20 protein-coding genes are annotated in these 21,672 nt (G+C 63.3%); 5 read left to right on the top strand and 15 right to left on the bottom strand.

All coding sequences use genetic code 11. From position 1 onward, the window contains the following. Positions 1-72 precede the first annotated feature (72 nt). Positions 73-1,338 (top strand): OprD family porin, encoded by a 1,266-nt coding sequence (locus PMI20_RS09955; RefSeq protein ID WP_007926576.1) that lies wholly within the window; start codon positions 73-75, stop codon positions 1,336-1,338. Positions 1,339-1,560: 222 nt separating this feature from the next. On the opposite strand, the gene pcaC is transcribed toward PMI20_RS09955, so the two are convergent. From pcaC to pcaR, 11 genes are all read right to left on the bottom strand, one after another. After that, positions 1,561-1,953: a 4-carboxymuconolactone decarboxylase gene (gene pcaC, locus PMI20_RS09950; RefSeq protein WP_007926582.1), complete on the bottom strand. Its 393-nt coding sequence runs from the start codon at positions 1,951-1,953 to the stop codon at positions 1,561-1,563. 10 nt (positions 1,954-1,963) lie between these two features. Next, the gene (gene pcaD / locus PMI20_RS09945) at positions 1,964-2,764 is read right to left on the bottom strand and encodes a 3-oxoadipate enol-lactonase (RefSeq protein ID WP_007926584.1); all 801 of its coding nucleotides are present in this window, start codon (positions 2,762-2,764) and stop codon (positions 1,964-1,966) included. A gap of 11 nt (positions 2,765-2,775) precedes the next feature. Then, positions 2,776-4,140 (bottom strand): 3-carboxy-cis,cis-muconate cycloisomerase, encoded by a 1,365-nt coding sequence (locus tag PMI20_RS09940; protein WP_007926586.1) that lies wholly within the window; start codon positions 4,138-4,140, stop codon positions 2,776-2,778. Between the two features lie 47 nt (positions 4,141-4,187). After that, complete coding sequence (locus PMI20_RS09935) at positions 4,188-5,483, bottom strand: MFS family transporter (RefSeq protein WP_007926588.1); 1,296 nt, start codon at positions 5,481-5,483, stop codon at positions 4,188-4,190. Positions 5,484-5,612: 129 nt separating this feature from the next. Further along, positions 5,613-6,179 (bottom strand): protocatechuate 3,4-dioxygenase subunit alpha, encoded by a 567-nt coding sequence (gene pcaG, locus PMI20_RS09930; RefSeq protein WP_007926589.1) that lies wholly within the window; start codon positions 6,177-6,179, stop codon positions 5,613-5,615. A 1-nt stretch (position 6,180) separates the two neighbouring features. Continuing rightward, the gene (gene pcaH, locus PMI20_RS09925) at positions 6,181-6,885 is read right to left on the bottom strand and encodes a protocatechuate 3,4-dioxygenase subunit beta (protein ID WP_007926590.1); all 705 of its coding nucleotides are present in this window, start codon (positions 6,883-6,885) and stop codon (positions 6,181-6,183) included. A gap of 29 nt (positions 6,886-6,914) precedes the next feature. Then, entirely contained in the window at positions 6,915-8,120 is a 1,206-nt protein-coding gene (gene pcaF, locus PMI20_RS09920) for a 3-oxoadipyl-CoA thiolase (protein ID WP_177323794.1), read from the bottom strand. Beyond that, positions 8,117-8,899, bottom strand: coding sequence for a CoA-transferase subunit beta (locus PMI20_RS09915; protein ID WP_172833204.1), 783 nt, complete (start codon positions 8,897-8,899; stop codon positions 8,117-8,119). Before PMI20_RS09915 ends, pcaF begins: the two co-directional genes overlap by 4 nt. Next, positions 8,896-9,753 (bottom strand): CoA transferase subunit A, encoded by an 858-nt coding sequence (locus PMI20_RS09910; RefSeq protein ID WP_007926595.1) that lies wholly within the window; start codon positions 9,751-9,753, stop codon positions 8,896-8,898. The genes PMI20_RS09915 and PMI20_RS09910 overlap by 4 nt, the downstream gene beginning before the upstream one ends. A gap of 214 nt (positions 9,754-9,967) precedes the next feature. Then, positions 9,968-11,314, bottom strand: a complete 1,347-nt coding sequence (gene pcaK / locus PMI20_RS09905; RefSeq protein WP_007926597.1) for a 4-hydroxybenzoate transporter PcaK — start codon at positions 11,312-11,314, stop codon at positions 9,968-9,970. A 310-nt stretch (positions 11,315-11,624) separates the two neighbouring features. Continuing rightward, the gene (pcaR, locus tag PMI20_RS09900) at positions 11,625-12,467 is read right to left on the bottom strand and encodes a pca regulon transcriptional regulator PcaR (protein WP_007926599.1); all 843 of its coding nucleotides are present in this window, start codon (positions 12,465-12,467) and stop codon (positions 11,625-11,627) included. 633 nt (positions 12,468-13,100) lie between these two features. On the opposite strand from pcaR, the gene PMI20_RS09895 reads away from it, so the two are divergent. Both PMI20_RS09895 and PMI20_RS09890 read left to right on the top strand, forming a co-directional pair. After that, positions 13,101-13,301, top strand: coding sequence for a hypothetical protein (locus tag PMI20_RS09895; protein WP_009042495.1), 201 nt, complete (start codon positions 13,101-13,103; stop codon positions 13,299-13,301). 353 nt (positions 13,302-13,654) lie between these two features. After that, on the top strand, positions 13,655-15,130 hold the full coding sequence (locus PMI20_RS09890; protein WP_007926602.1) for an inorganic phosphate transporter: 1,476 nt from the start codon (positions 13,655-13,657) through the stop codon (positions 15,128-15,130). 267 nt (positions 15,131-15,397) lie between these two features. Here PMI20_RS09890 and ccoM read toward each other — a convergent pair whose 3' ends face one another. The 3 genes from ccoM to PMI20_RS09875 form a co-directional block, all read right to left on the bottom strand. Beyond that, the gene (gene ccoM, locus PMI20_RS09885; protein WP_007926603.1) at positions 15,398-15,514 is read right to left on the bottom strand and encodes a cytochrome c oxidase subunit CcoM; all 117 of its coding nucleotides are present in this window, start codon (positions 15,512-15,514) and stop codon (positions 15,398-15,400) included. A gap of 145 nt (positions 15,515-15,659) precedes the next feature. Beyond that, positions 15,660-15,833, bottom strand: coding sequence for a hypothetical protein (locus tag PMI20_RS09880; protein WP_007926604.1), 174 nt, complete (start codon positions 15,831-15,833; stop codon positions 15,660-15,662). 210 nt (positions 15,834-16,043) lie between these two features. After that, complete coding sequence (locus tag PMI20_RS09875; protein ID WP_007926605.1) at positions 16,044-16,391, bottom strand: hypothetical protein; 348 nt, start codon at positions 16,389-16,391, stop codon at positions 16,044-16,046. A gap of 219 nt (positions 16,392-16,610) precedes the next feature. Between PMI20_RS09875 and rapA the strand changes: the two genes are divergently transcribed. After that, positions 16,611-19,457, top strand: coding sequence for an RNA polymerase-associated protein RapA (gene rapA / locus PMI20_RS09870; protein WP_007926606.1), 2,847 nt, complete (start codon positions 16,611-16,613; stop codon positions 19,455-19,457). A 77-nt stretch (positions 19,458-19,534) separates the two neighbouring features. On the opposite strand, the gene PMI20_RS09865 is transcribed toward rapA, so the two are convergent. Then, positions 19,535-20,881 carry a spinster family MFS transporter gene (locus PMI20_RS09865; protein WP_007926607.1) on the bottom strand — a complete coding sequence of 449 codons (1,347 nt, stop codon included), beginning with the start codon at positions 20,879-20,881 and terminating at the stop codon, positions 19,535-19,537. Positions 20,882-21,217: 336 nt separating this feature from the next. Between PMI20_RS09865 and PMI20_RS09860 the strand changes: the two genes are divergently transcribed. Then, positions 21,218-21,577, top strand: coding sequence for a YkgJ family cysteine cluster protein (locus PMI20_RS09860; protein WP_007926609.1), 360 nt, complete (start codon positions 21,218-21,220; stop codon positions 21,575-21,577). Positions 21,578-21,672: the final 95 nt, after the last annotated feature.

The following is a 21,672-nucleotide window of genomic DNA, read 5'->3' as shown; positions in this document are numbered from 1 at the left end:
TTTCAACCTTGTCTGCAACCTGACGTTGCGGCAGCGCCCAGCCTCACCCCTAACAATTAGAGAGCCCGATCCATGAAGCCATCCACTCGCACTCCCTATTCACTGCTGCCCAGCCTGCTGGCTGTCAGCATCGCCAGCACAGCCCTGCCGGTCATGGCCGCGGAGTCCGGCTTTCTCGAAGACGCCAAGGTCAACCTGAACCTGCGCAACTTCTACATCAACCGCAACTTCACCAACCCGGGCAAGGCCCAAGGCAAGGCTGAAGAATGGACGCAGAGCTTCATCCTCGACGCCAAGTCCGGCTTCACTCAGGGCACCGTCGGCTTCGGCATGGACGTGCTGGGGCTGTATTCGGTGAAGCTCGATGGCGGCAAGGGTACCGGCGGTACCCAGTTATTGCCGCTGGATCACGACGGGCGCCCGGCCGACCACTTCGGCCGCACAGGCGTGGCATTCAAGGCCCGCCTGTCGCAGACCGAGGTCAAGGTCGGCGAATGGATGCCGGTGCTGCCGATCCTGCGCTCGGACGACGGTCGCTCCCTGCCCCAGACCTTCCGCGGCGGCCAGATCACCTCGAAGGAAATTGACGGCCTGACCCTCTACGGCGGCCAGTTCCGCGCCAACAGCCCGCGTGACGACAGCAGCATGAGCGATATGTCGATGACCGGCAAAGCGGCCTTCACCTCCGACCGCTTCAACTTCCAGGGCGGCGAATACAGCTTCAACGACAAGCGCACCCAGGTCGGGGTGTGGAACGCCCAGCTCAAGGACATCTACAGCCAGCAATACCTCAACCTGATCCACAGCCAGCCGCTGGGCGACTGGACCCTGGGCGCCAATATCGGCTTCTTCTACGGCAAGGAGGATGGCAGCGCCCGCGCCGGCGACCTGGACAACAAGACCTGGTCGGGCCTGTTCTCGGCCAAGTACGGCGGCCACACCTTCTACGTCGGCCTGCAGAAGCTCACCGGCGACAACGCCTGGATGCGCGTCAACGGCACCAGCGGCGGCACCCTGGCCAACGACAGCTACAACGCCAGCTACGACAACGCCCAGGAAAGATCCTGGCAGTTGCGCCATGACTACAACTTCGTCGCGGTCGGCATCCCCGGCCTGACCCTGATGAACCGCTACATCAAGGGCGACAACGTGCACACCGGCACCATCACCGACGGCAAGGAATGGGGACGCGAGAGCGAACTGGCCTACACCGTGCAAAGCGGCACGCTCAAGAACCTCAACGTCAAATGGCGCAACTCGACCATGCGCCGCGACTTCAGCACCAACGAGTTCGACGAGAACCGCCTGATCATCAGCTACCCGATCAGCCTGCTGTAAGCACACTCGCTCGCCCACACAAAAAACAAGGCCAGCCCCATTCCCCGGGGCTGGCCTTGTTTTTGTAGGAGCGAAGCTTGCTCGCGATGATCGTCAACGATGGCGCGTACTGACTGGCTGAACGTGGTGCTCTCAGGTTCATCGCGAGCAAGCTCGCTCCGACAGGGAAAACGCAGCGGCGCCGAGTTGCTCGGCGCCGCGCTCCTTTATAGGCGTGGGTTATCAGCCGCGGGATTCGACACCCAGCTCGTCCCACACCGACTCGGCGAGGTGGAAGGTCGCGTTGGCCGCCGGAATGCCGCAGTAGATCGCGCTCTGCATGATCACTTCCTTGATCTCGGCGCGGCTCACGCCGTTGTTGGCGGCGGCACGCAGGTGCAGCTTGAGCTCTTCGTTGCGGTTCATGCCGATCAGCATGGCGATGGTGATCAGGCTGCGGGTATGGCGCGGCAGGCCCGGACGCGTCCAGATATCGCCCCAGGCATGCCGGGTGATCATTTCCTGGAACTCCGAGTTGAACTCGGTCAGGGTGCTCAGGCTGCGATCGACATGGGCATCGCCCAACACCGCGCGACGCACTTGCATGCCTTCGGCGTAACGTTGTTTCTCGTCCACGGGGGGCTCCTTAAATACGCTGGTCGGCCAGCAAAAATGCCACGACCCGCTCGCTGAACGCAGCGCCAGCCTGGACGTTGGACAGGTGCGCCGCATGGAACTCGGCGTATTCGGCGCCGCGCACGCGCTCCTGGATAAAGTGCCCGCCCGAGGGCGGCGTGACCGCGTCTTCAGTGCCGGACACCACCAGGGTCGGCGCCTCGATCGCCGACAATTGATCACGGAAATCCGCATCGCGCACCGCCGCGCAGTTGGCGGCATAACCCTCGGGCGAGGTGGCCGCCAGCATGTCGGTGATCAGCTTGGCCTGGTCCGGGTGCGCCGCGGCGAAGTCCGGGGTGAACCAGCGGGCGATCGAGGCATCGCGCAATGCGACCATGGCCGCCTGGCCATCGCGCAGCACGGTTTCGATGCGTGGATTCCATACCGACGGGTCACCGATCTTCGCCGCGGTGTTGCATACCACCAGTTTGTTCAGGCGCTCGCCGGCATTGATACCCAGCCACTGGCCGATCAACCCGCCCATGGACAGGCCGCAGAAATGCGCGCGCTGGATATGCAGCGCGTCCAGTAGCGCCAGCACATCGTGCCCCAACTGCTCGATGCTGTAGGGGCCCTCGGTGACCAGGGATTTGCCGTGGCCACGGGTGTCGAAACGCAGCACCCGGAAGTGCTTGGTAAAGGCCGGAATCTGCATGTCCCACATGTGCAGGTCGGTACCCAGGGAGTTGGACAGGACCAGCACCGGCGCATCGGCCGGGCCGTCCAGTTGGTAATGCAGTTCGCCATCGGCGAGTTGTACGAATCCCACGGCAGTCTCCTTCAGGCGTTCAAGGCTAAATGTTCGGCCACGGCGCGCTCGACCCAGGCGTGCGCCTGGCCGAGGTAATGCGCCGGGTCCAGCAGGCGGTCCAGTTCCGCCGCCGACAGCTCGGCGGTCACTTGCGGCTCATCCCCCAGCACCGCGCGCAGATGCCGCTGTTCGGCCACCGCGCGCTTGCAGCATTGCTCCAGCAGATGGTGTGCGGTCTCGCGGCCCAGGCGCTGGGCCAGGGCGATGCTCACGGCCTCCGCCAGCACCAGCCCCTGGGTCAGGTCGAGGTTCCTGGCCATACGCGCGGCGTCGACTTCCAGCCCGTCGGCCACCAGCAGCGCCTGTTGCAAGGCGCCGGACACCAGGCAGCAGATCTCCGGCAGGGTTTCCCATTCGGCGTGCCACAGGCCCAGGCTGCGTTCGTGCTCCTGGGGCATGGCGCTGAACATCGTCGCCAGCAGCCCGGGAACCCGGGTCGCCGCGCCGATCAACACCGCCGCGCCCACCGGGTTGCGCTTGTGCGGCATGGTCGAGGAGCCGCCCTTGCCCGGCGCCGACGGCTCGAAGACTTCCGCCGCCTCGGTCTGCATCAGCAGGCTGATGTCACGGCCGAGCTTGCCGAGGCTGCCGGCGATCAGGCCGAGTACCGAGGCGAACTCCACCAGCCGGTCGCGCTGGGTATGCCAGGGCTGTTCCGGCAGGCTCAGTTGCAACTCCTCGGCCAGGGCCTGGGCAATCGGCAGGGCCTGCTCGCCCAGGGCCGCGAGGGTGCCGGAGGCCCCACCAAACTGCAGCACCAGCAGGCGTGGCTTGAGCTGCGCCAGACGCTCGCGGCTGCGGGTCAGCGCCCCCAGCCAGCCGGCGATCTTCATGCCGAGGGTGACCGGCGTGGCATGTTGCAGCCAGGTGCGGCCGGCCATGGGGGTGGTGGCATAGCGCTGGGCCTGCGCGGCCAGGATGCCGCCCAGGCGCGCCAGGTCGTTGTCGATCAGGCTCAGCGCCTGCCGCACTTGCAGGACCAGCCCACTGTCCATCACATCCTGGCTGGTGGCGCCCAGGTGCACATAACGCTCGGCGCTGGCATCGCTCTTGGCGATCTGTTTGCCCAGGGCCTTGACCAGTGGAATCGCCGAGTTGCCCGCCGTGGCGATAGCCTGGCCCAAGGCGGAAAAATCATAGAGCCCGGCCCGGCAGGCCGCCTCGATCGGCGCCACCGCAGCGGCCGGGATCACCCCGACCCGGGCCTCGGCCCGGGCCAGCGCGGCCTCGAAGTCGAGCATGGCCTGGACCCGCCCCTGGTCGCAGAACACCGCGCGCATATCGCGGGTGGTGAAGTAGGCATCGAACAGTTGGTTGCTCGCCGGTGTGCTCATAAACAATCCTTTGGGGCGTGCGTCCGCGACGGACGCACGCGGACAGGTCACAGATCGTGGTGCAGGTACGCCGCCTGCTTCGGCAGGCGCAGGCTGAACAGGAAGGCAATCGCCATCATCGCCGTCACGTACCAGTAGAAGGTGTTTTCCATGCCCAGGGATTTCAGGCCCAGGGCCACGTATTCCGCCGAACCGCCAAACAGCGCATTGGCCACCGCATAGGCCAGGCCGACCCCGAGCGCCCGCACTTGCGGCGGGAACATCTCGGCCTTTACCAGGCCGCTGATGGAGGTGTAGAAACTGACGATCGCCAGGGCCAGGGTGATCAGCACGAAGGCCAGGAACGGGCTGGTGATGGTTTTCAGGGTCAGCAGGATAGGCACGGTGCACAGCGTGCCCAGCGCGCCGAACCAGAGCATCGAGTTACGCCGGCCGATCTTGTCCGCCAGCATGCCGAACAGCGGCTGCATGCACATATAGAGAAACAGAGCGCCGGTCATGATGTAACTGGCGGTCTTGGCGTGCATGCCGGCGGTGTTCACCAGGTATTTCTGCATATAGGTGGTGAAGGTGTAGAAAATCAGCGAGCCGCCGGCGGTGTAGCCGAGCACGGTGACAAAGGCCTTCGAGTGATGCTTGAACAGCGCGGCCACGCTGCCGGCGTCCTTGTCTTCACGCATTTCCTTGCTGGTGGTTTCTTTCAGCGAGCGCCGCAGCAGCAGGGAGATCAGGGCCGCAATGGCGCCGATCACGAACGGAATCCGCCAGCCCCAGGCCTTGAGCTGCGCCTCGTCGAGAAACTGTTGCAGGATCACCACCACCAGCACCGCCAGCAATTGCCCGCCGATCAGGGTCACGTACTGGAAGGACGCGAAGAACCCGCGCTGGCCCTTGAGTGCGACTTCACTCATGTAGGTCGCGGTGGTGCCGTACTCACCGCCCACCGACAGGCCCTGGAACAACCGCGCCATCAACAGCAACGCCGGCGCCCAGGCGCCGATGCTGGCGTAGGTCGGCAGGAAAGCGATGACCAAGGAGCCGGCGCACATCATCAGCACCGAAATCATCATGGAATTCTTGCGCCCGTGCTTGTCGGCCACTCGGCCGAACAGCCAGCCGCCGATAGGACGCATCAGGAACCCGGCGGCGAACACGCCGGCGGTATTGAGCAGTTGCACCGTGGGGTCGTCGGAGGGGAAAAACGCCGGGGCGAAATAGATCGCGCAGAAGGCGTAGACGTAGAAGTCGAACCATTCGACCAGGTTGCCGGAGGAAGCACCGACGATCGCGAAGATCCTCTTGCTGCGCTCCTCGGTCGTGTAGTGACTGGTTAACGTTGTCATGGCTTTTCACTCTTTGGGGACGTGGTGAGTCTAGACATACTTTGTAACAGTCCCGTTCCGCAAGACGACCTTGGGGGGAGCGACCGGTTCAGCCTTATCGCGAACCAGCCCGCACTCCCCCAGGCACACTCAATAATCGAAGAACACCGTTTCCGCGTCGGTACCCTGCAGGATCACGTTCCACTGGTAGTGGCCCGGTGCATCCGCCTTGGCCAGCAAGGTGGCGCGACGCTCTTCAGGCACGCAGGCCAGCAGCGGGTCGGTGGCGTTGGCCGACTCGCCGTCGAAGTAGATACGGGTCAGCAGGTGCTTGACCAGGCCTCGGGCAAATACCAGTACCACCAGGTGCGGCGCCTGGGTCGAGCCTTTCAGGCCAGGTACGGTACCCGGCTTGATGGTGGTGAAGCGGAAACGCCCTTCTCCATCCACCGGCACCCGGCCGAAGCCCTGGAAGTTCGGGTCCAGGGCCTTGGCCTGATCGTCTTCCGGGTGGTCGTACTTGCCGAGCGCGTTGGCCTGCCAGATTTCCAGCATGGCGTCGTTGACGAAATCGCCGTTGCCGTCCACCACCTGGCCGCTGATTGCCACCCGCTCGCCGAGGGTCTCGGCCCGGGTCAGGTCTTCGCGGTTCAGCCAGGTCAGGCCGATGTGGTAGTACGGGCCGACGGTGTGGGATGTGGTCGCAGTCAGCGTCATCTTATTTCTCCATCGGCGTGGCATCGCGGCCGCGCAAGACGATGTCCCAACGGTAGCCGAGGGCGTAGGACGGAATGGTTTTCTCCAGGTCGAAGCTGGCGATCAGGCGTTCCTTGGCGCGGGTGTCCGGCACGCAGTTGTAGATCGGGTCGTAGGCCAGCAGCGGGTCGCCGGGGAAGTACATCTGGGTCACCAGGCGCGTGAGAATGCTCGGGCCGAACAGCGAGAAGTGGATATGCGCCGGACGCCAGGCGTTGTGGTGGTTACCCCAGGGGTAGGCACCGGGCTTGATGGTCTGGAACTGGTACCAGCCATCGGCATCGGTGACGGTGCGCCCGGTGCCGGTGAAATTCGGGTCCAGCGGTGCGTCATGCAGGTCGCGGTCGTGGTTGTAGCGACCGGCGGCGTTGGCCTGCCAGATCTCCACCAGGATCCCCGGCACCGGCAGGCCGTTCTCGTCCAGCACCCGGCCGTGAATGATGATGCGCTCGCCCTGGGGCTCGCCGGCATGCTGGGCAGTCAGGTCGTTGTCCTTGTCCTGCAGGTAATCGGCGCCGATGGTCGGGCCGGTGATTTCCGACAGCGAATGGGGCAGGAACACCAGCGGCTTGGACGGCGAGCGGGTGTTGGTGGATTTGTAGGCCGGGTGCAGGTAATCAGGCTGAGTACCTGGTTGCGGGCGCCGGTAACCGGGCTTGTCGGTCATGCTCGTTCCTCGTTCTTATAAGAAGCGCGTCAGACGCGCTCGATGGCCAGTGCCAGGCCCTGGCCGACACCTACGCACATGGTCGCCAGGCCTTTTTTGCCACCGGTCTTTTCCAGGTGGTGCAGCGCGGTCAATACCAGACGCGCGCCGCTCATGCCCAGCGGATGGCCGAGGGCGATGGCGCCGCCGTTGGGGTTGACCTGTGGCGCGTCGTCCGCCAGGCCCAGTTCGCGCAATACTGCCAGGCCCTGGCTGGCGAAGGCTTCGTTGAGTTCGATCACATCGAAATCGCTGACCGCCACGCCCAGGCGCTCGGTCAACTTGCGCACCGCCGGCACCGGGCCTATGCCCATCACCCGTGGCGCCACGCCGGCGCTGGCCATGCCCAGCACCCGGGCACGGGCGGTCAGGCCGTGCTTTTTCACCGCCTCGGCCGACGCCAGGATCAGCGCCGCCGCCCCGTCGTTGACGCCCGAGGCGTTGCCGGCGGTGACGGTCTTGTCCGGGCCGTTGACCGGCTTGAGTTTGCTCAGGGTTTCCAGCGAGGTATCGGCCCGCGGGTGCTCGTCCTGCTCGATAACGGTCTCGCCCTTCTTGTGGACGATACGCACCGGAACGATTTCCTCGGCGAAGAACCCGGCGGCCTGCGCCGCGGCGGTGCGCTGCTGGCTGCGCAGGGCGAACGCATCCTGGTCGGCACGCGACACCTGATAATCGTCGGCGACGTTGTCGGCGGTCTGCGGCATCGCATCCACGCCGTACTGAGCCTTCATCAGCGGGTTGATGAAGCGCCAGCCGATGGTGGTGTCTTCCAGCTTCATGTTGCGCGAAAAGGCGGTGTCGGCCTTGCCCATGACAAAGGGCGCGCGGGACATCGACTCGACGCCGCCGGCGATGGCCAGCTCCATCTCACCACTGGCGATGGCGCGGAAGGCGGTGCCGATGGCATCCATGCCCGAAGCGCACAGGCGGTTGAGGGTCACGCCCGGAATGGTTTCCGGCAGCCCGGCCAGCAGCAGCGCCATGCGCGCCACGTTTCGATTGTCTTCGCCGGCCTGGTTGGCGCAGCCGAGGAACACCTCGTCCACCGCGCTCCAGTCCACCGACGGGTTGCGCTCGATCAGCGCCTTGATCGGCGCGGCGGCCAGATCGTCGGCCCGCACCGTCGACAAACCGCCACCAAAGCGGCCGATGGGGGTACGAATGGCGTCACAGATAAACACTTCGCGCATCAGGCTTCTCCCGGGGTTTGGCCATGGGCCGCGGCGGTGCGGGCTTCCAGGTCACGCAGAGCGGTCAGTTCGATCTCGGTCGGGGCGGCGGTTTCCGCCACCTGGTCGGCGAAACGGATCGCCCAGCCAGTGGCGGCGACCACCTGCTCGCGGGTCACGCCCGGGTGCAGCGAGGTCACCACGAATTCATGGGTGCCGGCTTCCGGCTCCATGATGCACAGGTCGGTGATGATCCCCACCGGCCCGGCCCCTGGCAGGCCCAGGCGCTTGCGCGAGTCGCCGCCTTCGCCGTGACCGACCGAGGTGATGAAGTCGAGTTTGTCGACAAAGGAACGCGACGACTGCTTGAGGATGATCAGCACGCTCTTGGCCGAGCCGGCGATCTCCGGCGCACCACCGGCGCCCGGCAGGCGGACTTTCGGCTGGTGGTAGTCGCCGACCACCGTGGTGTTGATGTTGCCGAAACGGTCGACCTGGGCGGCGCCGAGGAAACCGACGTCGATACGCCCGCCTTGCAGCCAGTAGCGGAAGATCTCGCCGGTCGGCACCACGGTGTCCGCGGTCTCGGCCAGCTCGCCGTCACCGATGGACAGCGGCAGTACGCTGGGCTTGGCGCCGATCGGGCCGGATTCGTAGATCAGCACCACGTCCGGCGACGAGGTCAGGCGCGCCAGGTTGGCGGCCTTGGACGGCAGGCCGATCCCGACAAAACACACCGAGCCGTTCTGCAGGCGGCGGGCGGCGGCAACGGTCATCATTTCATTGGTGGAGTAAGTCATTATTTGGCCCCCGTTGCTGCGGCCAGCTTGGCCTGGAATTCGCTGAAGTCAGCACTGCCGCGGATGTATTCGTTGATCCAGGCGGTGAAGGTTTCACGGTCGCGGGCGATCGGGTCCCAGGCCTGGTAGAAGATGTTGTCGCGCTCGGTATAGCCGTGGGCGTAGGACGGATGGGCGCCGCCCGGCACATAGCAGACCGCGCTCAGGGCCCAGGTCGGCAGCACGCAGGCGTTCATCGGGGCGTTCAGGTCGTCGACGATTTCTTCCACGGTGACGATGCAGCGCTTGGCGGCCAGGGCGGCTTCCTTCTGTACGCCAAGAATGCCCCACAACAGCACGTTGCCCTTGCGGTCGGCTTTCTGCGCATGGATCACGGTGACGTCAGGACGTACCGATGGCACCGCCGCCAGCACTTCACCGGTGAATGGGCAGGTCACGCTCTTGATCAGCGGGTTGACCTTCGGCAGGTCGGAACCGGCATAAGCGCGCAAGACCGCGAATGGCAGGCCCGAGGCGCCCGCCACGTAGGCATTGGCCAGGTCGGCGTGGCTGTGTTCTTCGATTTCCAGGGGGTGCGGCCATTGCTTCTCGACCGCATCCCGCAGGCGATGCAGGGAGCCGACGCCCGGGTTACCGCCCCAGGAGAAAATCAGCTTGCGGGCACAACCGGCACCGATCAACTGGTCGTAGATCAGGTCAGGGGTCATCCGCACCAGGGTCAGGTCTTTTTTGCCCTGGCGAATGATTTCATGACCCGCGGCCGTGGGGATCAGGTGGGTGAAGCCTTCGAGCGCGACGGTATCGCCGTCGTTGACGAACTGCTTCACCGCGTCGTGCAGCGAAAGGATTTCAGCCATGGGGGATCTCCCGATTGTTATTGAGCGACTGGAAGAAAAAGGCGCCGAAGGATGCGCCGGAGTGACTGAAGATTAAGCCGAGGGAAAAACCCAAACAATCCGATAATCGACTGAGCGTTCGCTTATCGAACAGATTGTTGTCTGACTATCGATTGTGCTGCGGCAGCGGCTACAGGTATTCAGCGCTCCCTTGAGGAGCGCCTTGCTCATTCGATCAGGTCGCATCCGCATGGCTGACCATGCCCTTGATCACCACCGCCGTGGTCGCCAGCGCGGCCGGGATCACCAGCGCGGTCAGCACTTGCTCGAAATTCCAGCCCAGCCCCAGCAGCGTGGCGCCCATCCAGGCCCCGAGGATCGCCCCGAAGCGACCGATGCCGAGCATCCACGACACGCCGGTGGCGCGGCCCTGGGTCGGATAGAAACGCGCGGCCAGGGATGGCATCGCCGATTGCGCGCCGTTGACGCACATGCCGGCGATCAGCACCAGGGTTGCCAGCAAGGTGATGTTGCCCAGGCTTTGCCCGACCGCGTAGGCGAAGACCCCGGCCAGCAGGTAGAAGGTGCCGATGACCTTGTGCGGGTTGAAGCGGTCCATGGCCCAGCCCACCGCCACGGCGCTGAGTACCCCGCCGAACTGGAACAGCGCGCCGATAAAGGCCGCCTGCTCCATGCTCGCGCCGCTGTCGCGCATCAGGGTCGGCAGCCAGCTGGTCAGCAGGTACACGATCACCAGCCCCATGAAATAGGTCAGCCACAACAGCAATGTACCGACGCTGTAGGTCCCGGAGAAAATCACCGCAAACACATTGCGCGCCTTCACCGTCTTCTGTTCCGGCACGCTGAAGCTCGCGGCCTGGCCGACCGTGCCCGGCTCGATGGGCGCCAGGGCCTTGCGAACCTTGTCGGTGCCACGATTGCGCACCACCAGGTAACGCGCCGACTCCGGCAGCCAGACCAGCAGCACCACTGCCAGGATCAGCGGCAAAATCCCGCCGATCAGCAACAGGCTGTGCCAGCCAAATGCCGGGATCAGCTTGGCGGAAATGAAACCGCCGCCGGCCATGCCCAGGTTGAAACCACAGAACATGCTGGTCACCAGCAACGACTTGTGGCGCTCGGGGGTGTATTCGGAAAGCAGCGTGGTGGCATTCGGCATGCCGGCGCCCAGGCCCAGGCCGGTAAGGAAACGCAGCACCAGCAACTGGTCGACATTGCTGCTGTAGGCCGACGCCAGGCTGAAGGCACCGAACAGCAGCACCGCCCCCACCAGCACCACTTTGCGCCCGAAGCGGTCAGCCAGCGGGCCGGAGCCCAGCGCCCCGAAGACCATGCCGATCAGCGCGGCACTCATCACCGGGCCGAGGCTGGCGCGGTCGATACCCCAATCCTGGGACAGCGCCGGCGCAATGAAGCCCATGGCCGCGGTATCGAGGCCATCGAGGAAGACAATCAGGAAACACAGGATCACCACCCGCCACTGATAGCGCGACAGCGGCTGGGCATTGATAAAGGACTGCACATCGAGGCAATTCCCTACAGCGGATTGAGGCTGGTTCATTATTTTTATTCCACGCGAAAAACGCAGGCGAACAGGTGCCAGCCAGAGCTGGTCGGTTCAGATCGAAAAGGGTCTTGCCGGATCAGGCCGTCGGCAGGCGAAGGCAGGAAAGAGGAGCGCGGCTGGGCGCACGGGCGATGCTCATTGGGGGTTGGCCTCTTCATTATTATGGGGGCGTCACGCGGCCATTGCAGAGGCAGTGCTCCAGTGGCCGGATGACGCTGCCGCGACATTAATGAGGCAAGGGAAAGAGCGTCAATTCAGCAAGCGCGTATCTGTGCGTTTATCGAACAGCTTAAGCAGACAGCCCTCAAGCGAACAATTGGGCGCTGAGGTCGCGACTGGCGCTGAGCAGGCCCGGCAAGAAGCGCTGCTCCAGCTCGGCGCGGCTAACGCGACCGGCATGGGTACTGACGTTGAGCGCGGCCAGTACCTGGCCCGAAGCGTCGTACACCGGTACGGCGATCGAGCGCAGGCCTTGTTCCAGTTCCTGATCGACGATGCACCAGCCCTGCTGCCGGACCTGTTGCAGGCATTCGAGCAGCGCCTGCGGCGTGTGCAGGGTACGGCTGGTCTTGGCTTGCAGGTCGGCATGGTCGAGGTATTCGCGCAACGAGGCGTCATCCAGCGCCGCCAGCAGGATCCGCCCCATGGATGTGCAGTAGGCCGGCAGGCGCCCACCCACCGAGAGATCGACCGAGATCAGGCGCTGGGTGGTGGCCGAACGGGCGATGTACAGAATGTCGTCGCCTTCCAGGGTGGCCATGTTGCAGGCTTCGTGCAGTTGCTCGCTCATGCGGTCCAGGTAAGGCTGGGCCGATACCGCCAGCGGTGTGGAAGACAGATAGGCATGCCCCAGCGTCAGCACCTTGGGCAGCAACGAATAGGTGCGGCCATCGGTGGTGGCGTAACCGAGCTTGATCAAGGTATGCAGGCAGCGGCGCACAGCGGCACGGGGAATCTCCGTACGGTGGCTGATCTGGGCGATGGTCAGATGGCGCTTGCGCTCCTGAAAGGCCTGGACCACCGCCAGGCCGCGAGCCAGAGAGGTCATGAAATCCGGATCACCCGTCAGCGCCTGAATCCGCTTGGCCGGCGAAGCGACAATCGGCGGCGCGGCGGAAGCGAAGGAATTACGCAATTGATCGTTCATTTCAGGTTCTCTGCGACGGAAGTCCGGCTTATTACAAGCCGTACTGGAGAGGATGCACAAGCCTGCACGGCCAACATTGGGCGATTATCGAACCATCGACCGATAATCGCAATCCATCGCGATAAATGCCTGCCATGCGATGTGCCGCTTTTTCGTCGCCAATAAAACTCTCATTTCTTCCGCATTAGTCCAGGCAACTTGTCAGGCCTTGTTACAGAACTGCTCTCGTCATCCGGATTAAAACTTTCGTGTAACAAAACCCTGATATCAAGTTGATGATTTTTAACTTATTGCCGATAGAGTTATTCATGGCCGCCGCTATAATGAGCAAAGTGATCACCGGCGCTTTTCTGCGTCCGGCAGCATCATCAGGCTGCGTAGAGTAAATGACGCCTCCTGCAGCAAGCGCTTGACGCTCATCTCAATATGCCCGGCCAATGCGTTTGCAAAAAAGTAACTGTTGCTACGACAGCTGTTCTTGTCCGGTGGCGTGGCCGCATGCAACAAGAAGCGGTTTGGCGAGCCCCATCGCAATCCTGGCTCCTTTAATCGAGCCGAGTACGAGGCGGTTTGATAAACCCGATCTAGGTAATGCGTATCATCGGGATAATCTCAACTCAGTTAGGTAACACTGTGACGAAAGACGAACTGCGCGCGGAACTTGAGCGCCAGGAACAACGTTACAAGGAAGTTTACGGAGGCGAAGTCACCACCTACGCCGCCCAGCCTGAACCGGAACGCAAACCCTGGCGCAAGCGCGCCAGCGTTCTCGACCAGGCCTTCACCCAAGAACTGCAAAAGATGGAAAAAGAGCTCAAGGCAGACCAGCCGTGACGCTGTTCGCCTGAAACTTTCGCACGGCTCGATGCCCTTGCAGATAAAGGTCGATCGCAAGGTCGGCCTGGCATCCGCCGCGTTGCAGCGAATGGCCCCAAAGGGCTCAAAAAGTGTCATGGCACTGAAATTTCATACAAGCGTTTGAGACGTTTGGCTCAGCGTTGCGCCCCTGGCCTTGAGGATGAGCCCCAGTAAAATCAATGGCTTGCCCATGCCCCGAAAAAAGGCATGGCCATTGGCCTGCCTCCGGCTTTTTCGTTGAAGAATGTTACCAACCAGCACCTAGTGCATCGATTACCAGGGTTTTCTGGCATAATCGCGCCCCCTTATGACCGGGTCAGAAAACCTTCATGATCGATTTATTCAGCGGACTGGATGCTTGGGTGCTTGTGAGCCTCTTGCTCGCCCTGGCTTTTGTCCTCGCCTACGAGTTCATCAACGGCTTTCATGACACCGCAAATGCGGTTGCCACTGTTATCTACACCAAAGCCATGCCGCCGCACCTGGCCGTATTCTTTTCCGGTGTATTCAATTTCCTCGGCGTGCTGCTGGGCGGTGTCGGCGTGGCCTATGCCATCGTCCATCTGCTGCCGGTCGAGTTGCTGATCAATGTCAACACCGGCCACGGCCTGGCCATGGTCTTCTCGTTGCTGGCCGCGGCCATTACCTGGAACCTGGGCACCTGGTACTTCGGTATTCCCGCCTCCAGCTCCCACACCCTGATCGGTTCGATCCTCGGTGTCGGCCTGGCCAATGCCCTGCTCAACGACATCCCGCTGGGCGATGGCGTGAACTGGCAGAAAGCGATCGACATCGGTGCTTCCCTGGTGTTCTCGCCCATGGCCGGTTTCCTGATTGCCGCCCTGGTGCTGATCGGTCTGAAGTGGTGGCGCCCGATCTCGAAGATGCACAAGACCCCGGAACAACGCCGCAAGGTCGACGACAAGAAACACCCGCCCTTCTGGAATCGCCTGGTGCTGGTGATCTCGGCCATGGCCGTGAGCTTCGTGCACGGTTCCAACGACGGCCAGAAAGGCATCGGCCTGATCATGCTGGTACTGATCGGTATCGTGCCCGCGCAGTTCGTGCTCGACCTGAACAGCACCACCTATCAGATCGAGCGTACCCGCGACGCCACCCTGCACCTGAGCCAGTTCTATCAGCGTAACGAGGACTCCCTGGGCGAGTTCCTGGCCCTGGGCAAAAGCGTGAAAGACGACCTGCCAGGCAAGTTCCGCTGCAACCCGCAGCAGACCGAACCGACCATCGCCGCGCTGCTGGGCACCCTCAAGGGTGTAGCCGACTATCACTCGCTGCCGGCCGAAAGCCGTATCGAAGTGCGTCGCTACCTGCTCTGCCTGGATGACACCGCGAAGAAAGTCGGCAAGCTGCCGCACCTCGCGGCCCGTGAAAAGGCTGACCTGGACAAGTTGCGCAAAGACCTGACCGCCACCACCGAGTACGCGCCGTTCTGGGTGATCCTGGCCGTGGCCCTGGCCCTCGGCCTGGGGACCATGATCGGCTGGAAACGTGTGGTACAGACCATCGGCGAGAAGATCGGCAAGCAAGGCATGACCTATGCCCAGGGCATGTCGGCGCAGATCACCGCCGCCGGCTTGATCGGCATGGCCAATATCTTCAGCCTGCCGGTATCGACCACCCACGTGCTGTCGTCGGGCGTGGCGGGAACCATGGTCGCCAACAAAAGCGGCCTGCAAAGCGGCACCATACGCACCATCCTGCTGGCCTGGGTGCTGACCCTGCCGGCAACCGTGGCGCTGTCGGCCGGTCTGTTCTGGCTGGCCTCGAAAGCCCTCGGGACCTGATTCGCTCAGTCCGCGACAAAAAAGGTGCGCCCCTCGGGTCGCACCTTTTTTTGTGCCTGAAATAAATGATCGACTTCTGTAGGAGCGAAGCTTGCTCGCGATGGGCTGCAAGGCAGCCTTGAAACCTGATTCCGCGTTCTACCTGGAGACCTGTATCGCGCAAACGGACGCCATCGCGGGCAAGCCTCGCTCCTACAAAATACACAGGCAAAAAAAAGGGCAACCGAAGTTGCCCAAAATGCCTTGCGTGCTCGTTACCGGAAAGACTTAAGGTTTTTTGCGTTTATGCGCATCTTTCCAGATGAAAAATCCAAACCCGGCGAAAAACAGAACCATGAGGCCGACAGTCAGCACTCCGGCGATCACCACATTGTCGAAAAACATGACTGGCCTCCTGCTCTTGCCCTGTTGCGATGGGGCTAAGTTAACCAAAGAGGCGGCGGGGAAAATTGACCGGGGTCAATGGTCGACCAAGACAGGACGACAGGAAGGGGAAATAACTGACTTACATCAACAGATCGCGCCCGGTTCAGCGCTTTTTCGGCTTTTTCGGTTTCTTCTTCGGCTTGCCCAAAGGCATTGCCTGCTCGAATGCCTGACGCACTTCGTTCAGGCGCTTTTCCTTCAAGTCATGCACACGCTTGGCACGTTCGGCGTTCAGGTCGATCAGGTTGTCGTCTTGGCTCATGGCGTTGGCTTGCATCGTTCAGGTCTATGTCGACCGGAGCCTCTATATAGAGTGTGGCTACGGCCCTTGCGGGTTTGCCAATAATGCGGCGTGACGCGGCGGCTGACCAGTGATCGGCAGATATTCAGCGCAATTAAAGGTGGAGGCCCGTCGTTTGACCAGCACCGCGCGGATTGCGGTGTGTGATCCCCTGCTCCGCTGTCGCAGGTATTTAAAGAGCGGTATCTAAACCTCGACGTCGACCCACAGCCCCTGGCGTGGCGCGTCCTCGATCAGCGGCGCCACCGGCACGGTGTTGTCGGCATTCAACTCGTCCCCGGGCACAGCCAGGTGCAGTTCGGGATCGTCCGCAGCCTCGGCTTCGCGCTGGCGTTTGTGCCTTTGCTGCTGGCGCTGCTGTTCTTCGCGCAGCAGCAGCGCCGACTGTTCGGCATCGCGCTTGTGCAGGTCGATGGTGCTTTCGTTGGAACTCTGTTGCACCGGTACCACCGGCGGGATATCCGGGCGCGGCCGGATCGGATCCTGCTGGGAGGTCACGGGCACGGCACTCAAGGGCAGCATCGGGGGCAGCATATTATTGGTCTCCTGTCGGCAGGCTGTCGGCTGCTGCGGGGGCGACTTGAGCCATCGGTCGCAAACTTGTGACCCAGTCGTCAGCCGATAGTGCCCCGAGCCCCGACAAATGCGCCCGATACGCTACCTTCCAGCGTAGTTGTTTTTGTTAGAGTCCTTTGGCCTGAGGCCGCCGATCCGTTAACATAGTCGGCTTTTTCAAGGCGGGAGTCAGGCAGCATGGCGCAGCAGTATCAACCGGGGCAACGCTGGATTAGTGACAGCGAAGCCGAGCTAGGTCTAGGCACCGTTCTGGCACAGGACGGCCGCTTGCTGACCGTGCTCTATCCGGCCACTGGCGACACTCGCCAGTATGCGCTACGGAATGCGCCCCTCACTCGCGTGAGGTTTTCCCCGGGTGACACCATCACCCACTTCGAAGGCTGGAAAATGACCGTGCGCGAAGTCGACGACGTCGACGGCCTGCTGGTCTACCACGGCCTCAACGGGCAGAACGAAGTCGTCACCCTGCCAGAAACCCAACTCTCGAACTTCATCCAGTTCCGCCTGGCCAGCGACCGTCTGTTCGCCGGGCAGATCGACCCGCTGGCCTGGTTCTCCCTGCGCTACCACACCCTGGAACACACCAGCCGCCAGCTGCAATCGTCGCTGTGGGGCCTGGGTGGCGTACGCGCCCAACCTATCGCCCACCAGTTGCACATTGCCCGTGAAGTCGCCGACCGTATCGCGCCGCGGGTTCTGCTGGCGGACGAAGTGGGCCTGGGCAAGACCATCGAAGCCGGCCTGGTGATCCACCGCCAGCTGCTGTCAGGCCGCGCCAGCCGTGTGCTGATCCTGGTCCCGGAGAACCTGCAGCACCAGTGGCTGGTGGAAATGCGCCGGCGCTTCAACCTGCAGGTTGCGCTGTTCGACGAAGAACGCTTTATCGAAAGCGATGCCGCCAACCCCTTCGAAGACACCCAGCTCGCCCTGGTGGCCCTGGAATGGCTGGTGGACGACGAGAAGGCCCAGGACGCGCTGTTCGCCGCCGGCTGGGACCTGATGGTGGTCGACGAAGCGCACCACCTGGTGTGGCACGAAGACCAGGTCAGCCCGGAATACGCGCTGGTGGAACAGTTGGCCGAGGTGATCCCTGGCGTCCTGCTGCTCACCGCCACCCCGGAACAACTGGGCCAGGACAGCCACTTCGCCCGTCTGCGCCTGCTCGACCCGAACCGCTTCCACGACCTGGCCGCCTTCCGCGCCGAGAGCGAAAACTATCGCCCGGTGGCCGAAGCCGTGCAGGAATTGCTGGATAAAGGACGCCTGTCGCCCGAAGCGCACAAGACCATCCACAGTTTCCTCGGCAACGAAGGCGAAGCCCTGCTCGCCGCCGTCAACGACGGCGACACTGAAGCCAGTGCGCGCCTGGTGCGCGAGTTGCTGGACCGCCACGGCACCGGCCGCGTGCTGTTCCGCAACACCCGCGCCGCGGTGCAAGGCTTCCCCGAACGCAAGCTGCACCCGTACCCGCTGCCATGCCCGGACGAGTACCTGGAACTGCCGCTGGGCGAGCACGCCGAGCTGTACCCGGAAGTCAGCTTCCAGGCCCAGCCGGACGCCAGCGAAGAAGAACGCTGGTGGAAGTTCGACCCGCGCGTGGAGTGGCTGATCGACCAGCTGAAAATGCTCAAGCGCACCAAGGTCCTGGTGATCTGCGCCCACGCGGAAACCGCCATGGACCTGGAAGACGCCCTGCGCGTACGTTCCGGCATCCCGGCCACGGTATTCCACGAAGGCATGAACATCCTCGAGCGCGACCGCGCTGCCGCCTACTTCGCCGACGAAGAGTTCGGCGCCCAGGTGCTGATCTGCTCGGAAATCGGCAGTGAGGGTCGCAACTTCCAGTTCGCCCACCATCTGGTGCTGTTCGATCTGCCGTCGCACCCGGACCTGCTGGAGCAGCGGATCGGCCGTCTCGACCGGATCGGCCAGAAACACGTGATCGAGCTGCATGTGCCGTACCTGGAAACCAGCCCGCAAGAGCGCCTGTTCCAGTGGTACCACGAAGCGCTGAACGCCTTCCTCAATACCTGCCCGACCGGCAACGCCCTGCAGCATCAGTTCGGCCCGCGCCTGCTGCCGCTGCTGGAAGAAGCCGACGACGGCGAGTGGCAAGCGCTGATCGACGAGGCGCGCACCGAGCGCGAGCGCCTGGAAGCCGAGCTGCACACCGGCCGCGACCGTCTGCTGGAGCTCAACTCCGGCGGCGCCGGCGAAGGCGATGCACTGGTGGAAGCGATCCTCGAGCAGGACGACCAGTTCGCCCTGCCGATCTACATGGAAACCCTGTTCGACGCCTTCGGCATCGACAGCGAAGACCATTCGGACAACGCGCTGATCCTCAAGCCGAGCGAAAAAATGCTCGACGCCAGCTTCCCGCTGGGCGACGACGAAGGCGTGACCATCACCTACGACCGCAACCAGGCGCTGTCTCGCGAAGACATGCAGTTCATCACCTGGGAGCACCCGATGGTGCAAGGCGGCATGGACCTGGTGCTGTCCGGTTCCATGGGCAACACCGCCGTGGCACTGATCAAGAACAAGGCGCTGAAACCCGGCACCGTGTTGCTGGAACTGCTGTATGTCAGTGAAGTGGTGGCACCGCGCTCGCTGCAACTGGGCCGCTACCTGCCACCGGCTGCCCTGCGCTGCCTGCTGGACGCCAACGGCAACGACCTGTCGGCGCGCGTCGCCTTCGAGACCCTCAACGACCAGCTGGAAAGCGTGCCACGGGCCAGCGCCAACAAGTTCATCCAGGCCCAGCGCGACCAGCTGACGCCGAAGATCAACGCCGGCGAAGCGAAGATCGCCCCGCGTCACGCCGAGCGCGTGGCCGAGGCGCAACGGCGCCTGGCCGCCGACACCGACGAAGAACTGGCGCGCCTGACCGCGTTGCAGGCGGTCAACCCGACTGTGCGCGACAGCGAACTGGTGGCCCTGCGTCAACAACGCGAACAAGGCCTGGCGATGCTTGAGAAAGCCGCGCTGCGCCTGGAAGCGATCCGGGTCCTGGTGGCGGGCTGATCCCCCCTGCTCTGCCGGTAAATGAAAAGGCCCGCACAATGCGGGCCTTTTTTTATCTGCTTCTGTAGAAGCACTGTTCAAGCCGCCACCGCCGCCACCGCCGGCTCGCCCGGTACCAACCCGTCCTTCATCCGCTGCGCATCGCGCACGAAGCAGCGCGAGGCCAGGAACAGGAACAGCATGGTCAGCAGCAACGCCACCGGGATCAGATACATGGCGTCATGCAGGCCGACTGCCTTGAACGCCTCGGTCATCTGCCCGGCTCCTGCGGCGTACATCGCCGCATGGGCGAAGTGATCGGACAGCGCCCCCACTACCACCGGCCCCAGGCCTCCGCCCAGCAGATACAGGCCGGCGAAGAACAGCGCCATGGCCGTGGCCCGCAGGCGTGGTTCGACCACATCCTGGATCGCCGTGTAAACGCAGGTATAGAAGTTGTAGGCGAACAGCCAGCCGACACTGAACACCGCGACGAACACCCCGATCTCGATGCGCCCGGCATGCAGGGCCCAGGCGGTGCACAGGGTCGAGATCAACATGCTGAAGGCGGCGAACAGCAACCGGCCATTGGCGACACGCTGGTGAATCTTGTCGGCGACCCAGCCGCCCAGGGTCAGGCCGAACAGGCCGGTCACCCCGACTATCACCCCAGTCGCCACCGCGGCTTCCTGCAAGGGCATCAGGAAGTAACGCTGCAGCATCGGCACCAGGAACGAGTTGCAGGCGTAGGTGGCGAAGTTGAAAGTCAGCCCGGCCAGCACCAGCCAGAGAAAGGTCGGGATCGCCAGCACCCGGCGGATCGGCCGGTCGACGCGCTCCTGGGAGACCTTGACGGCTTCCGCCGCCCCACGCTTGGGCTCCTTGATAAAGAACATGAACACTGCCAGCAACAGGCCCGGCACCGCGGCGATAAAGAACGGCGCGCGCCAGCTGTCGAAGGCCTTGACCATGGCGCCGATGGTAAAGAACGCCAACAACAGGCCCAGCGGCAGGCCGAGCATGAAGATGCCCATGGCCCGGGCCCGGCGATGGGCCGGGAACAGGTCGCCGATCAGCGAGTTGGCCGCCGGCGCATAGCTGGCTTCGCCGATGCCGACGCCCATGCGCACGACGAGGAAACTCCAGAAGCTGCCCACCAGGCCGTTGACCGCGGTCAGCCCGCTCCATACCGCCAGGCCCCAGCCCATGAGCTTGCTGCGCGACCCGGTATCGGCCATGCGCCCCAGGGGCAGGCCGGCAATGGCGTAGACGATGGTGAAGGCAGTGCCGATGATGCCGATCTGGAAGTCGCTCAGGTGCCACTCCATGCGGATCGGCTCGATGATGATGGCCGGAATGGTGCGATCGAAGAAGTTGAACAGGTTAGCCAGGAACAACAGGAACAGAATGCGCCAGGCATTCGCCGCTTGGGTCGAGTTCTGCATGGGTCGGTCTCTTTATTGTTATTCGGCCAGACGCAACCGAGCCTGGAAGTTGCAATCTAGTCAGCCCCGCCGCGCTTGTCTGTAATGATTCGTAAGGCTGATACCAGGCAATCCGAAGCACAGGTCGTCGACCGCGCTCGACGGCCGCCCGAACAACGCCATCGCCCCCGCAAAATCCGCCGCACGCCCCGGATACCGGGGCTAAAGCCCGATTTTTCAAGGGCTTGCGCAGGGCCTGAAAAATACCTCGCGCGCCCCCTTCCCAAGGCCGTTGCGAAGCCTAGAATAGCGGCCTTGCTGACCCCCTCATCAACCTCCTCCCCTTTGAATACGCCCATGTCCGAAGCCAGTCCGTGTCTGAATTGCGGTGCCTGCTGTTCACACTTTCGTGTGTCTTTTTTCTGGGGTGAATGCGCCTCTTCCGGCGGTACGGTCCCCGACGATCTGGTGGCGTCCATCAGCCCCAGCCGGGTCGCCATGCTCGGTACCGATTGCAAGCCGACCCGCTGCACCGCGCTGACCGGCGAGGTCGGCAAGGAAGTCAGCTGTTCGATCTATCACCAGCGTTCCAGTACCTGCCGCGAGTTCGAGGCGTCCTGGGAAAATGGCCAACAGAACGTCGATTGCGACGCCGCGCGCGCGGCATTCGGGCTCGCGCCCCTGGAGCCGACGCTGTACTTCGAACAGAGTGCTTAGCTCAATTGGCTATGGGATGAATTCCAAAATCATTTAAGTCAATCTGCCACCATCGCTCCCGGCCTTGCCTCGGCTCCCTATACTCACTCCCATTG

The organism is Pseudomonas sp. GM17 (assembly GCF_000282175.2).
In the GTDB taxonomy this organism is placed as follows: domain Bacteria; phylum Pseudomonadota; class Gammaproteobacteria; order Pseudomonadales; family Pseudomonadaceae; genus Aquipseudomonas; species Aquipseudomonas chlororaphis.
Note: the sequence above shows the minus strand (reverse complement) of the source record. Positions and strands in the feature narration are given on the sequence as shown.